The 14199-nt window shown below is 67.8% G+C and carries 12 protein-coding genes, 1 tRNA gene and 1 pseudogene; 3 read left to right on the plus strand and 11 right to left on the minus strand.

Going from position 1 to position 14199, the window contains the following annotated elements:
• Positions 1-102: 102 nt before the first annotated feature.
• From lysA to ACH4B3_RS01685, 3 genes are all read right to left on the minus strand, one after another.
• Positions 103-1494: a diaminopimelate decarboxylase gene (lysA, locus tag ACH4B3_RS01675; protein ID WP_398460709.1), complete on the minus strand. Its 1392-nt coding sequence runs from the start codon at positions 1492-1494 to the stop codon at positions 103-105.
• 29 nt (positions 1495-1523) lie between these two features.
• Positions 1524-2621: an ArgS-related anticodon-binding protein NrtL gene (gene nrtL, locus ACH4B3_RS01680; RefSeq protein WP_398460710.1), complete on the minus strand. Its 1098-nt coding sequence runs from the start codon at positions 2619-2621 to the stop codon at positions 1524-1526.
• A gap of 372 nt (positions 2622-2993) precedes the next feature.
• On the minus strand, positions 2994-3434 hold the full coding sequence (locus ACH4B3_RS01685; protein WP_398460711.1) for a response regulator: 441 nt from the start codon (positions 3432-3434) through the stop codon (positions 2994-2996).
• 669 nt (positions 3435-4103) lie between these two features.
• Between ACH4B3_RS01685 and ACH4B3_RS01690 the strand changes: the two genes are divergently transcribed.
• Positions 4104-4175: transfer RNA gene (locus ACH4B3_RS01690), tRNA-Arg, on the plus strand.
• Between the two features lie 249 nt (positions 4176-4424).
• Here ACH4B3_RS01690 and ACH4B3_RS01695 read toward each other — a convergent pair.
• The 6 genes from ACH4B3_RS01695 to ACH4B3_RS01720 form a co-directional block, all read right to left on the minus strand.
• Positions 4425-5825 carry a tyrosine-type recombinase/integrase gene (locus ACH4B3_RS01695; RefSeq protein ID WP_398460712.1) on the minus strand — a complete coding sequence of 467 codons (1401 nt, stop codon included), beginning with the start codon at positions 5823-5825 and terminating at the stop codon, positions 4425-4427.
• Positions 5822-6019: a helix-turn-helix transcriptional regulator gene (locus ACH4B3_RS01700; RefSeq protein WP_398460713.1), complete on the minus strand. Its 198-nt coding sequence runs from the start codon at positions 6017-6019 to the stop codon at positions 5822-5824. Before ACH4B3_RS01700 ends, ACH4B3_RS01695 begins: the two co-directional genes overlap by 4 nt.
• On the minus strand, positions 6009-7358 hold the full coding sequence (locus ACH4B3_RS01705) for a replication initiator (protein WP_398460714.1): 1350 nt from the start codon (positions 7356-7358) through the stop codon (positions 6009-6011). The genes ACH4B3_RS01700 and ACH4B3_RS01705 overlap by 11 nt, the downstream gene beginning before the upstream one ends.
• Before the next feature lie 438 nt (positions 7359-7796).
• Positions 7797-7979, minus strand: coding sequence for a hypothetical protein (locus ACH4B3_RS01710; RefSeq protein ID WP_398460715.1), 183 nt, complete (start codon positions 7977-7979; stop codon positions 7797-7799).
• A 23-nt stretch (positions 7980-8002) separates the two neighbouring features.
• Entirely contained in the window at positions 8003-9331 is a 1329-nt protein-coding gene (locus tag ACH4B3_RS01715) for an FtsK/SpoIIIE domain-containing protein (protein ID WP_398460716.1), read from the minus strand.
• 29 nt (positions 9332-9360) lie between these two features.
• Positions 9361-9717, minus strand: a complete 357-nt coding sequence (locus ACH4B3_RS01720) for a hypothetical protein (RefSeq protein ID WP_398460717.1) — start codon at positions 9715-9717, stop codon at positions 9361-9363.
• Positions 9718-9880: 163 nt separating this feature from the next.
• Between ACH4B3_RS01720 and ACH4B3_RS01725 the strand changes: the two are divergent.
• Together ACH4B3_RS01725 and ACH4B3_RS01730 are read left to right on the plus strand one after the other, a co-directional pair.
• Positions 9881-10084 (plus strand): annotated as a pseudogene (locus ACH4B3_RS01725) (GntR family transcriptional regulator); the annotation flags it as partial.
• Positions 10085-10207: 123 nt separating this feature from the next.
• Positions 10208-10621, plus strand: a complete 414-nt coding sequence (locus tag ACH4B3_RS01730; protein ID WP_398461548.1) for a UTRA domain-containing protein — start codon at positions 10208-10210, stop codon at positions 10619-10621.
• A gap of 482 nt (positions 10622-11103) precedes the next feature.
• Here the strand turns inward: ACH4B3_RS01730 and ACH4B3_RS01735 are convergent, their stop codons facing one another.
• On the minus strand, positions 11104-12783 hold the full coding sequence (locus ACH4B3_RS01735; protein WP_398460718.1) for a hypothetical protein: 1680 nt from the start codon (positions 12781-12783) through the stop codon (positions 11104-11106).
• A 266-nt stretch (positions 12784-13049) separates the two neighbouring features.
• Entirely contained in the window at positions 13050-14150 is a 1101-nt protein-coding gene (locus ACH4B3_RS01740) for a Swt1 family HEPN domain-containing protein (protein ID WP_398460719.1), read from the minus strand.
• Positions 14151-14199 lie beyond the last annotated feature (49 nt).

Genomic DNA, 14199 nt, shown 5'->3' on the forward strand with positions numbered 1-14199 from the left:
CATTCACCCGGGTGTGTGCACCCGGGGTTGTATCCAGCTGTTGAACCAGTCTCACCCACCGGAAAGGGCGCTCCGCACCCCGTCCAGTATTCGAGACCTCGGTTACCCGACGTCGAGACGGAGGAGGTCTTCCTCGGTCTCGCGCCGGACGATCACTCGCGCCTGGCCGTCCCGGACCGCGACGACCGGCGGGCGCAGCGCGTGGTTGTAGTTGCTCGCCATGGACCGGCAGTACGCGCCGGTGGCGGGCACCGCGATCAGGTCGCCGGGGGCCAGGTCGGCGGGGAGGAACGCGTCCCGCACCACGATGTCGCCGGACTCGCAGTGCTTGCCGACCACCCGGCTGAGCATCGGCTCGGCGGTGGAGGTGCGGGAGACCAGCGCCACCGAGTACTCCGCGTCGTACAGCGCCGTCCGGATGTTGTCCGACATCCCGCCGTCGACGCTCACATACGTCCGCAGGCCGGCCAGTTCCTTGACGGTGCCGACCTCGTACAGCGTGAAGGCGGTCGGCCCGGCGATCGCCCGGCCGGGCTCCACCGACAGCCGGGGCACCGCGAGCCCCGCCGCCCGGCACTCCCGGGTGACGATGTCGCGCAGCGCCCTGGCGATCTCATGCGGCTCGCGCGGGTCGTCGGCGGAGGTGTAGGCGATGCCCAGACCGCCGCCGAGGTCGATCTCGGGCAGTTCCACCCCGTGCTCGTCGCGGATCTCCCTGAGCAGGCCCACCACCCGGTGCGCGGCCACCTCGAAGCCCGAGGTGTCGAAGATCTGGGAACCGATGTGCGAGTGGATGCCGATCAGCTCCAGGCCGTCGAGCTTCAGCGCCCGCCGCACCGCCTCCGCGGCCTGGCCGCCGGCCAGCGCGATGCCGAACTTCTGGTCCTCGTGGGCGGTGGCGATGAACTCGTGGGTGTGCGCCTCGACGCCCACCGTGACCCGGATCTGCACCCGCTGGCGGCGGCCCAGCCGCTCGGCGATGTGCGCCACCCGCACGATCTCCTGGAACGAGTCGAGCACGATCCGGCCGACACCGGCCTCCACCGCCCGCCGGATCTCCAGGTCGGACTTGTTGTTGCCGTGCAGCGCGATGCGCTCGGCGGGCATCCCGGCCGACAGCGCGGTGGCCAGCTCCCCGGCGGAGCAGACGTCGAGGTTGAGCCCCTCCTCGTGCAGCCAGCGGACCACCGCCCGGGACAGGAACGCCTTCCCCGCGTAGAACACGTCGGCGTCGTCCCCGAACGCCTCCCGCCAGGACCGGCAGCGGCCGCGGAAGTCGTCCTCGTCGAGGATGTACGCGGGGGTGCCGAACTCCTCGGCCAGCCGGCGTACGTCGAGCCCCCCGACCCGCACGCCACCGTCCTCGGCGCGGCTGACGGTACGGGCCCACACCTGCGGGTCCAGTGCGTTGAGGTCGGCGGGCGGGCCCGAGTAGTGGCCCTCCGGCAGCACGTCGGCGTGGCGGGGCCCGGCGGGGTGGGCGGAACGGCTCATGTCGTGGTTTCGCTCTCTACTCTGCTCACTCAGAGGATGTCAGGTGCGCTGATGCCGAGCAGGGACAGGCCGCCCGCGAGCACCGTCCCGGTGGCGTCGGCGAGCGCCAGCCGGGCACGGTGGGCGGCCGAGGGTTTCCGCTCGCCGCACGGCAGCACCGGGCAGCCGTCGAGCCAGCGGAAGAACGTGTCGGCGGTGGTCTCCAGATGGCGGGCGAGCCGGTCCGGCGCCCGGTGCCGGGCGGCGGCGGTCACCACCCGCGGATGGTCGGCGAGCGCCGCGATCAGCGCCCCGGCCCGCGGATCGGCGTACGGATCCGGCTCCGGCCGGCAAGCGCTGTCCGTCACGAGCCGGCCACCGGCGCGCTCCGCGGGCTCCCCGGCCCCGGGGGGGCGCCCGGAGCCGGCCGGCTCCTCGGGCCCGAACCCCAGGTCCCGGGCGTTCCGCAGCAGCGCGCGGCAGCGGGCGTGCGCGTACCGGACGCGGAACAGCGGATTGGTCTCCCGTTGCGCGAGCAGCCGCGCCGGGTCGAGCACCGGCGCGTCATGGGCCGCGGGCCGCAGCAGCGCCCACCGGGCGGCGTCCGGCCCCAGCCGCGCGAACACGTCCCCGGCCCCGTCCGGCACCGGGACCGCCCGGACCCGCTCGCCGCCCGCCGCGACCGACGCCGCGGCCCCCTGGGAGCGCAGCAGCTCGACGACGGCATCGGTGACCACCCGGGCGCGCACCTCCCCGGCGGGCGCGAACGTCGCCGCCACTCCGGCCAGCGCCGCACCGCGGCCGTACGAGGTGCCGCGGGCCCGCACGGTACGGATCAGTCCGGCGTGCGACCCGGCGGCCAGCGTGATGTTGAGGAAGCCCGGTCCGGCGATCTCGACCCCGGCGATCCCCGGCTCCCGCACCAGCCTGCGCCTGAGCACCTCCGCGACCTCCCGCGCCCCGTGCCCCGCCCCGTCCGGGCGGCTCTTCGCCAGCCGCAGCGCCACGTTGGTCGCGTAGTCCCCGCAGCCCGGCCGGGGCGGATTCTGCACCTGCACCCGTTCCGGCACCGCCACCCGCAGCTCGTCCGCCTCCACGGCACGCCGCACCGAGTGCAGCACGATGCGGGACAGCTGGTCGGGGGTCACGGCACAAGCGTATGGGAGGAGGCGGTCGACACCGCGAACCATTTCGCCCATCGGACTGCGGCACCCGGGCGCGCCGCCCGGCAACCCGTGGGCGGCGCCGCGGCCACCCCCGGCCGGTCAGACCCACCGGGCACTCCCCGCCGGACCCGTTCAGCCGGCGGGACCGCCGCGGGCTCCCCATCCAAGGCGCACCGAACCGGTCCTTCCCACTCGGACACCTTCAGCCGCCCGGACCACCGCGGGCGCCGCCCCAAGACGCACCCGACCGGGGTCTCCCCGTCGGCCACGTCCAGTCGGCAGGACCACCGAAAGCTCCCCACGCCGAAGGCGCACCCGCCCTGGGCAGGCCGCCGGGCACCCCGCCGGACGCGCTCAGCCGGTGGGACCGACCACCGGCGCCGCGTCCCCGGCCGCCGCCGCCCCCGGCATCCCGCCGGCGCCTTGGCGTATCAGGTCCTGCACCAGCCGCACCAGACGAGCCGGCTCGAACGGCTTGGCCAGGAAGGCGTCCACCCCGACCGCTCCGCCACCATCCAGCCCGAGGTGCGTGCAGGCACTGACGATGGCCACCGGCACACGGCAGGTACGCGCATCGGCACGCAGCAGCGCGGCGGTACGCAGCCCGCCGAGCCGGGGCATCACGGCATCGAGGGTGATCACATCGGGCCGGACCTGGTTCACGATCTCCAGGCACTCGGCACCATCGGCCGCGGTCACGACCTCGAAACCCTCAAGCTCAAGGTTGACCCTGATCAGCTGCCGGATGACCTTGTTGTCGTCGACCACAAGGACCCGGCCGGTCACGCCAGGCACATCTCGAAGGGTAGGCGCGCCGCCACCGCGCCGTCCGGGTTTTGCCCACTTCCGCCCCGTGCGAGGGAGCTTTCCCGGACACCCCGCCGGGCCCGCCCCGGATGCGCTAGGGAAGCCCTTACCATCCGCGGCGGGGGTGCGGCCGGGGTGCGGCCGGGGTGCGGCGGGGGTCGACGGGCCGGGCGGCGGGACCGCGGGCCGCCCCCGGCGGGGCAGGCAGGCCCGGCCACGCCCCGCCCCGCGCGACCCGGGGTGCCGGGGCGGGCGCACTCGGCGCCCGCCGAGGACCCGGCCCCGGGGGCGGGTTTCGCCCACGGCATCCGCCGGGAACGGACGAGGATTCCGGTCGTCCGCCGAGCCCGACCGCGCCGGTCGTCCGCCGATGCCCAACCACGGTTCCGGCGGATGCCCGTCCGCGGTTCCGACGGCTGCCCGACCGCTGCTCCGGCGGACGACCCCACTGCTCCCGGGTGGGTGACCCGCCGCTCCGCCGGGCCGACCGAGCCCCCGCCGACAGCCCCGGAGGACTTCGCTGAAGAGCCCGGCGGCCCCCGGACCGCTGCCCGGCGGCCGCCGGCCGCCCCCGGGGTGCACTGCTCCGATTACCCGTTCCTGATCACCCTCCCGGAGCTGGTAGTGTTCTACCCGTCGCCGCGAAACGCAGCGAACGCCCCCGTAGCTCAGGGGATAGAGCAACGGCCTCCGGAGCCGTGTGCGCAGGTTCGAATCCTGCCGGGGGCACTTCGCGAGAAGTGCCGGAAGACCCCGCCACCAGCCAAGTCGCTGGAAGCGGGGTCTTCGCGTATGTGCAGCCGAATGCCGCCGAGAGCAGCCTTATGACAGTGGTCGCGTTGTAGTGACGTGATGATCTTGAGGGTCTTCCCCGCTGGTCAGAGCTGCTTTTGGACCCACACCGGCGCCGAAGTCCCAAGCGCGACGAAGCCCCGGATCTCTCCGGGGCTGACGTCGGCCTGTGGGCGGTGGACAGGCTCAGTCCTGGGAACTGTCCCCCGCCGACTCCTCCTCTCCAAGGCCCTTCATGATCCGGTCGTTCATCTCCGCTTCCTGGCCATCAATGCACTTGGCGTAGATCTTGAGCAGCACGTCCACGGAGTGCCCTGCGCGAGCCGCGACTTCCGGAGCCGGCACCCCGGAGTTGAGCCACTGGGAGACGCAGGCATGCCGCAGGTCATACGGCTTGGCCGCCAGAACGGATGCCACCTGATCGGGCAGGAGGCCAAGCTCCCGTGTCTGCTGCCAGACCCGGTAGTACGACGAGGACGCCACCACGTTGCCCCGCTCGCTGGAGAAGATCCGCCCGTCCTCCGCCGTGCCGAACTCCTCCAGGTGCTCCCGGAGCATCCGGACCAGCGGCGGTGGGATGGGGACGAGGCGCACCTCGCCGGAGCTCCGCTGCTTCAGACCGCGCCGATCATGGGCTTCGCCGGAGTCGGTCCAGGTCTTCCCCGCCGATGGTCGAGTCTCCTGCACCGTGATGCGGCCCCACCCCTGGTCCGGGAGTTCGCAGTCAGAGCGGCGTAGCCCCAACGCCTCCCCCGGCCGGGTCGCCGCGTAGTACATGCAGCCGAAGAACGCACGCAGCCGCCGTCCGCTGGCCCTGTCGTAGCCGCCGACGTACGTCACAGCGTTCAGCAGCTCGCGCGCCTGCCGCGGATTCACCACCACCCGCCGGTCCACTCCCTGCACCGGCTGCTGTCCGCGCTTTCGCCGTACGCGGGCAAGGGGATTGGAAGGCAGCATCTCCAGTTCCACCGCGTATTCGAGCACGTTAAAGGTCAGCGCTCGCCGACGGCGGTACGTCTGGTTTGCTGCCCGCTTCCCATCGAGCTTTCGTGCCAAGGCGTCCGCGAGCTCCCGCGCACGGTCGATCTCGGTCAATTCCGCGACGGGTAAGGATGCCTTCTCGACCCATCGGATTGCAGCCACGACATCGTCCGGGCGCTCTCGCTCGCGACGAGTGACAGGCAACAGGTACGACCGTAAAGCCTTCCGCAAGATCGTCGGCTCGGGCCTGCCCCGGGCCGGCTTAACCAGCGAGGGAACTGCCACAGCCAGGGAGTCCGTCATGCTGTCCCGCTGCTTGGCCGAGGCATCGGCCCATCGGTTGTCGACGTACTGGAGAGCCAGTTCCAGCAGGGTCAGCGATGCCTTCCCTCCACGCAGTGAGTCAGGCAGGCCCGTCACCGTGTCGAACGGTTCGCCCGCGTCCACTGCCCGAATGAGTTTGGCCCGGAAGCGATCTGCCAATGCCTTCGTCTTGTACGACTCGCCAAACGGCGATCCATCGACCGACCAGCGCACGACGTACGAGGGCTTCTTCGTGGTGCGGTTGATGCTGATCTTCCACACGGAGACCTTGTACGACTTCATGCCGTCCCCTCCGCTCGGTCCTCCAGCCAGGAATCCAGCACGTCTCGCCGGACCCGGAGTTCACCATTCGGCAGCCGGATGCAACGCGGCGCGAGTTGCAATTCGCGCCAGCGGTAGAAGGTGCGCTTGGAGACACCGCCCAGCTCTTCGAGGACCTGGCGCACGGTGAGCAGGTCTGCCCTCTCACGCGCCATGACCGTCACCGCCCCTCCGGACCGAGGCCGCGATGAGAGCCGCCTCCGGGCTGTAGCCGCGTCCGGCGAAGCGCCACTGCCCCACGGCGATCGTCGGACGGTTGGCATGGCCGAGGACGGCGCGTTGCTGCTGCGCGCGATGCTCGGCGCGCGCGTTCCTGAGGGCCGTCAACGTGGTGGAGTAGCGACGGGACTTCGTGGAGAAGTGGCCGCGATAGCCGAGCATGTGAGCCCACCGCCGCAGCATCAGCGGCTCGAACTGCGGCAAGCCGCCCAACCACCAGCACGTGCCGATCATCCGACGCGTGTGGTGCCGTACGGGCAGGGTGGCCAGGTCGCTCGCATGCTGGATCCGGCGGTCCATGGCGCCGGCGGACTCGGCGCCCTTGGTCGCGTACTTCGCGATGTAGCCGGCGACCGCCGACGAGGTGAGCCGGTCCTCCGTGCCGAGGCCTGCAACGGGCCGCACGTCGACCTGAGAGCCGAACCGGAGCAGCCGCCGCCCAACGATTTCCGCCCCAAGCGCTGGAAGTCGCACGAGGCGCACGACCTCCCTCACTGCGTCCCCCAGCAGGACCGTCGTCGCCCAGCCCGGCGGAGGCGAGCCCGGACCGTCCGGTCCGTCGAGCCGGATCACGGCATGGAAGTGGACGAGGCCGCGCCGCTGGTATTCGGCGACCTTGGCGTAGGACAGCCGAGCAGCCTGGCTGAACGCCGTGCGCGACAAGCCGGCCCGACGCGCCAGCTCCCGCCGAAGCTCCAGCACGAAGCGGTGCCACAACTGCCCAGCGTGCGCCTGCCAGAGCACGGCTCCGGCGTAGTCGTAGCAGCGCGGACACAGCGGCTCGCCGAGTCGCGGGTCCGCCTCCGCATGCCGGAGGTGACACCCGACCCGAACGCCGTGCGAGCAACGCTCCCCCGTCCGACGTGGGCGGCATGCCGGCACCTGGCCGCCGCGGTCGCGGCGCGTATGGACAGGGCCGAAGCCTGGCGCGGTGAGGGTGGCGAACACCTGGGGGTGCTTGCTGACCCCAGCCCCGACGCCCTTGCCACCGACGAGCCCGGCACGCACCAGCTGGTACGTGTCGGCACGGTAGACCCGGGAGCATGCCGGGCAGACCGTGGCGCGGCGATTCCCGCAGGCGATGAGCAACCGCCCGCCGTCCATGACGGGGAAGTACGAGTCGATCACCTCCCCGGTCCCTGGATCGGTCAGGGTGACGCCGCCGACCAGGTGAATCGGATTGGTACAGCCCCCAAGACGGACGATGCCGCGACGCCAGGCGTTGAATCCGGGCTGGGCCGCCCTCGCGAGGAGAGCGGCGACGCCGTCCGGCATGGCGCCGGTTCCAGCAGTGGCCGTCATCGCGAGCCCCCGAAGGCGTGCTGCATCACGGCGGCAATGGCCTCGGGCCGCGTCTTGGCCGTGAAGCGCAGCGCCGGGACCGTGAGCCAGAGGGCCGCGGCGTGAGCGGGGCATACGCGCTGTTCGCGCCCATCTAGCCCGGCGAGGACGACCTCAGCCCGGCCGACGCATGTGGGGCGCTCTTCCTCGCGCAGCTCGCACAGAGGGGGCGGAGATTTGCGCGAACGATTCGCGGTGGACAAAGTGTGAGTACTCCTTTCACTGCTTACGTGGCGGATGGAGTGGGTTCCTGACGGGGTCGGGTTTGGCGACTTCGCGCCCCGTCGGGAGCCCGTCTTACGGGCGATCGCTGTTGGCCCTTGATCCCGTGGTCGGGTCATGGATGGCCTCCCTCTCGTTCGGGGAGTGGAGTCAGACCTGGAGCTGCCCGAGGAAGGCGGCGACTCCGGTGATGGCCGTCTGCACGACCGGCGCGGCAGCGCTCTCGGCGAGCAGGAAGCCGAAGGTTCCGCAGAGCAGGAACAGCGACCACCGCAGGTAGCGGATGTGGAGCAGGAACCAGATCAGCAGCCCGAGCAGGAGCACGGCTGACATCGAGATGAGCACGCTTCCCCCTCTCACTCGGCCCGGTCGAGACGTTCGAGGTGCACGGCGAGGCCGCCAGCGGCTTCAGCCAGGGCAGGGAGGTGCGGACTGACGTGCGCGAACTCCACCGCGATGGCCTCCGCCTCCCCTTCAGAGACCAGTTGGGACCGGGCCCGCTCCCAGCCATTGGCCGAAGCCAGCACAGCCGTCCCCGCTTCTTCGGGCGCAATGGCCTGAGCCGCATGCAGCGCATCGGAGTCGAGGTCTCCGAGCGTCATCTCCGCCGTGGCGGGATCGGTCACGCGATGGCAGACCCGGCCGGCCAGCTGGGCACGCAGAGCGGTGGCCCCTGGCCCGAGGTCTGAACCCACCCGCTGTCCGGCGACGATCAGATAGATGCCGAGTGCCGCGCCGAGCTGAGCCAGCCGCACCAGCGACGTCGCCGCCGCCTGCGCCTCGTCCTTCTCGTTGCGCCCGGCAACGAGGAATAGCTCCGCGATCTCGTCCACGATCACGACGATGGGCACCGGGCGTGCCTCGTCGGGCAGCCCCCAAATGCTTCGGACGCGCCCCGTACGGCAGAGCGCCATCCGGTCATGGGTCTCGTCCACCAGCGCGGCGAGCAGCTTCACCGCCTGACCGCGGTTCGTCGCCAACGCCGACAGCCGGGGCCCGTAGAGCGAAAGCTCCATGCCGCCCTTGCAGTCGATCCCGACCAGTGCGACGGGTTGCGGAGCCAGCCCCGCGACGAGCGCGTTGATGAGTGTCGACTTCCCGGACCGCGTAGCTCCGACGATCAACCAGTGGGGGATGCGCCGCAGGTCGAGCACCCACTGAGCACCGGTCTCCAACACGCCCACGGCCACGCGGAGCAGGTGCTCGGCCCCGCGCTGCTTGGGTATGCGCGGTTCCTTCAACGGGTCGGCGACCAAGGCCGCTATCCGTACGACACCGGGCTTCACAGTGGCGACGCGGACGGCGTGAACCTCCCAGTCATGGGCCATGGCCGGGGCCGCCTTCACGAAGTCCTCCGGCACCTGCCCGGGGAGCAGCCGCACCAGGAACCAGAAGCCACCGGGAGCCATGCGGATGACACCTCGTCGAGGCACGCGCGGCCGAGGAGGCGGAGCGCCGTTCCCGACGAGGCCGGAGACCACAGTGAGCGCGGCCTTTCGGCTCACAGCCAGCCCACAGCCGGCCATTAACGGTTGCCAGGTTCGCGCAACCCGAAGGCATGCGGCCGGGAAACCGACGCACATCCACCAGGCGTCCGGGTAGCGGCGGCGGAGCGCCGGGCCCGCGATGAGCAGGCCCGACACCAGCACTGCGGCCACCACCAGACCCCAACTCAGCAGGGTCATCCCGGTGGAAGGGGCGGAGGCCAGGTGAGTCATTCCCCTGCTGCCTTCCGCGGCGTGGCGGATGGGGCCGGGACGCTCAGGGGCTTGATCTCAGCGGCACGGAAGGCGATCCCGTGCCGTCCCTCGTTCTCCCACGGCGTGGCGTACAGGTCTCGCACCTGCACGGGCATGCCGTTCTGCACGCCGGTCGGCTCGCCAGGCACGCTCACGGTCACGACGTCGGCGGACGTCCCGGCCATAAGGCACAGGCCGACCTGGTAGACGGTCAGGCCAGTCTCCCGGTCCACCCGGAGCTGACCGGTCTCCCGGTTGGCGACACGCGGGGTCGGCGCAACCGCGCAGATGATCCCCGTGAACTTCGCCGTATCGATAGGTAGGGCTACCACTGCTGAACCTCCTTGTTCTGTCACACCCGAAGCGAACACTTCGGGATGGCTTCCACCCGTAGTACGGGTTGGTTCAGAGTGCAGCCCGTAGTACGGGTTGTCAAGTGACGTTGTTGTAAGGGAGCCTGTAGGCCGACGACACGAAGCAGACTCCGGAGACAACATGCCGACCGAGAAGCCCAGGGCCAAGTACCGGCAGATCGCCGACCACCTGCGAGAAGGCATCCTCAGCGGCACGTACCCAGCCGGTCAGCCACTCCCCTCCGAGGAAGTGCTCGCCAAGCAGTTCGGCGTTACGCGCCCGACCGTCCGCCAAGGCATCTCTGAACTACGGGCAGCCGGCCTGGTCGAGGTGATGATGGGCCGAGGGATGTTCGTCCGCTCGCCGCACAGCCGCCCAAGCCTCACGCGCCCGCGCGGGGTCCGTCGCGAGCCGGACGGCCGATACGTCGAGTCGGATGCCCTTCGCTGGGAAAACGCCGAGGAGCCTGTGGCCACCCGTACGGACGCGCCGCTCACCCTGGCCGATCTGCTCCGCATCCCGCCGGGTGAGCCGCTGTACACCTACGACGTACTCCAGACCGCTGATCGTGGCCGCCTCCGCCAACTCCACCGGACCTACGTGCCATTCTCGATCCTGCTCGGCACGAAGTACGAGGAGCAGGCACCGCCGCCAGCGCCACATCTCTACGACGCCCTCGCCGAGCTCGGCCACGAGCTCCACTTCACGGAGTACGTACGCACTCGGATGCCGCTCCCGGACCAGGCCCAGGCGCTGCGCCTACCCGATGGAGTCCCGATGCTCCACATCGCCCGGGTGGCACTCAACGAGGCCGGCAAGCCGCTCGCCCTGGAGGAGCTGCGTCTCCCGGGCGACGATCTGGAGCTCTCCTACTCGCTTTGACCCTGCCTTGGGCCTGGCTCAAACTTTCTCTACGTCTTCAAGGCGGCTCGCTGCCGCTCGCCGCGCGCGGCCCGGCTCCCCGGGCCGCCGCTCTTGTCTCCGCCCCGCTCCGGCCCGGTCCGCCAGGCCGCGCGGCAGCAGCGAGCACCTTGGCTCAGGAGAAGAGCGTCGTCGTGGCTGGGGTCGGCTCCACGGCTTTAGGCACCTCCCCGGTCCGGGTCCCGCGTCGAGCAAGACCAGGGGGCCACTCGTGCTGATTGCGGGCAGGGGCAAGCCTGCCCGAGTTGCCGGGCCAGCGTACGGCCCCCTGATCATGCTCGACCCCAGACCGGGCAGGACACCGCCCAAACCCGCTCCACCGACCGCGACAGCGCCCCGCCACGTGGCGACGTCCGTAGTAATGGGGAACTCATGCCCCATTGTGATGGCTCAGGCCAGAGCTGAGCTCGCGAACCTGACCGCGCCCGTCATCGCACGATTACTCATTCATTTGGCCGCTCCGCATGGGCCGGGCCACGCAACGAGTACTCCCCAAGCGATGCACCTTTCAGACGCAGAGCCCGCTGCAGTAGATCTTCCAGACTCGATTGCAGATCAGTATCGCCTTCGCCAAACACTTCCTTTGCGATCTCTTCGAAAGAGCTGGCAACAGTCGAAGAAAGAGGCTTCACGCAACGCATAGATTCCACCATGACGAGGCTAGCCAAGGCGTCTAGCGCATGTCCTCTGGCCGTGTATTGGGCACTCGGACTTTCTCCGTCTTGCTGAATCTTCACGAGAATATCCCTTGCTCCCTCTAGTCGGACTTTAGCATGAAAGTGCGCGAATTCCCCAAGGGCTTTATTTAGTGACTGAAGGCGACCAAGACCCGACGCATTCAGCCAGTCCTTTGGGGTGGCGGCGGTCGCGGCTTCCAGTTTTGCTGCTTTCTCAGGCTTATTCGCCCAAGTTCTCAGCCTTGCGCATTGCTCCAGAACGACGCGCAGAAGTGACATTGCCCGGTCATCATCTTCCAGCCACAGCCAATGCGCCGACCGCAGGGCCGAGGAACACAGGCCGGCAGCATTACCTTGCGGCGTATTCCCAAGCCAGCTCGAAGCAATGCCCGCCATCTCGGCCGCCATCACGTGCATAGTGGTGCGCGCACTCAACCCGTCCAGCCTAAATTCGTCTTTGAGTAGCTTCTTTTCCGACTCGAAAGACTTGATAGCCCATGCTGCTGCACGCGCGCGACGCTCATAGAAATACAGAAGGGTCATTTCGTCGTCGCGATACAGCCTTCCCGCAGGTCGCTTTCCTTGCAGGACCTGCTCGTACGCGTGAGCAGCTCCCTGGATTTGACTGACTATGTGCGGTGACAGGCCAGTCTCGGGGAGTAGCGGAAATAGACTTGAAGAGATTGGGCCAGAACTTCCAGCGTAAGTAAGCTCCGGCAGAGCGAAAAGCCCTGGCGCTAGTTGAGTGTGACCTTCTTCTTCTGCCAAAGTAGCGAGACACAAGCGCACTTGGCGCAAGTTAAGCATGAGGACATCTGACAGCAATTGCGAAGCCTCCGTAAGGGCAGGAGGCTCGTTTTCCAGAAGGCGAGAGGCTTCCCAGTGAATAACGTCAACGAAACGATCACGCCCATGCAGCAACTCTGACATGAATTCCATGAGTGTCGCCGGATGGACGCGATAGCTTTCACCTATGAGAACTTCCGGACCTCGGAAACTGCTGGACTCTCTTTCGTCCTCCCAGAATTCCACATCCGCCAGCGCTGGCCCAAAGTTGAATCCGCTCGTTTCCTCATGGAGTCTGAGGGATGACGGGTAGCCTTGATGGCAGCTCGACCATGCCCGTGCCGCGAAACTTGATGCAGATTCACCCTTGCCGTGGTGAACACCAGCATTATAAGCGGCATTCTCAGTCCACCGCTCAAATTGCGAGCGTAGCACAGCTGCCGCTCCCACAAACTGGCCACTAAAGATAAGTCGAGCCGCGACGAATGCGCTATCTGCGCCCCACCCTAGGTGATCTACCCAGGAATCGCCGTAATCCGCCGGATGCCTGTTCTTCGTGGCGCCAAGCTTGCGGAGTGCCGCATCAGTGAAGCCAAAAGACAAGAGCGCGGACATAATCGGAGCAATAGCATTGGGTGGGATTTTCGACATGTTATTCATGCGTTTATTGTGGCGAGCAATCAATGCTTCACCAACATGCCTGTGTGAACTCGAGGCCATTTGCTCGTACTCTGCCAGCGATGAGCCACGAGAACTACCGCGCCGCTCCGCCCTTTTCGCGTGCCGGACCTCCCGCCTTCTGGCTTCCTCTTCCGACTTGGGTGCCTTGCGCAGGTCTGCCCTACGCCTACTCGCCTTTCCCACATGCCCTCCTGGAGCAGCATCCGTCTAGGGGTTTTTCGTAATGACAGGAGGCAACCTCGGTGTTACCAGTTCGGAAGGATCTCCACGCCCCCGCCTGCGCCGAACATGCTAATGGGAATGGTATCCTCGCTCACGATTGACCATCCACTACTGCTCATAATTCGATAGTCGATCGAGTCTGTCCGAGATTTCCAGTCTGCAAATCCCCGATCACCCAGTTCTACAATTCCTTTTGCTCGCCTGCTGTGTCGCAGAGAATGCAGCAGAGCATCAAAGCAGGCGCCGAGAGCATCGGAAGTTCCAGCGGAATCATCGACGGAACTATAGGTGAACTGCACGTGATGGGGATTACTTACAAGCATGTGAACGATGAGAGGGCGAATGCCTCGGATTTCATTCCACAGTGTGCAGACATCCACCGCACGGTCCCGAATGTAGAAATCTGCGTGCCAGAATAGCCCCTGCGCATTTTCCAGATCTTCTGGCCAGGACGCCCAGGGTCGCCGGCTGACCCCTACTTCCAAACCTACCCCATACTGGTAGTCCGCGTGCCGGATAAGGCGGCGAGCAGTGGGATGCTCCGCCGAAATCCACCCAGCAGTCATGGCATCGTTGAACTGCTCCGCTTTAGGAACTGTACGCCTATTGTACGCGGCGCAAGCGATAAAAGCCCCCCGCTCTAGATCGCGAAGGGTTTGCTCAATACGAGCGAGATCATCCCTATGCGGCTTGCGAATATGGCCGATCCGGTGGCGCACCCTTTTCAATTCTTCTTGACGGCCATTCCATGAGCGACTTTCCAGCAGCGCATATGCAAATTGATCCCAATGAGCTTCGATCACCTGTAAAAGTTGACTGTAGTCAAGGTAGGCGAGCGGATTTTCGCTATCAGCAGTTGACATGTGCCTATATGCCGCATCTTGTGCCTGTCGACCCGAAGCAACTCTCAAGTTGTCGAGCCAGGTTGCGCCATAAAGAGCACGCAGTTCTACGTAGATAAGCTCTCGAAGCCATGCTTCCAATTGCCACCATCGAGCATAGAGAGCTAGCGACTGAGCGGGCATAACGCTGGGGACGACGGCGCGCAATGCGTCGTAGCTCTGCCTGTCGAGCCAACTCTCCAGAAGCTCGGGATGCTCCTGGGGCGGGTTTTCGTCACTCATAGCATGTTTCTACTACACGCAGGGGGTCGGCGTGGGTTGTTCTGTGCAC

It is taken from the genome of Streptomyces sp. NPDC018031 (assembly GCF_044327625.1).
Classification (GTDB): domain Bacteria; phylum Actinomycetota; class Actinomycetes; order Streptomycetales; family Streptomycetaceae; genus Streptomyces.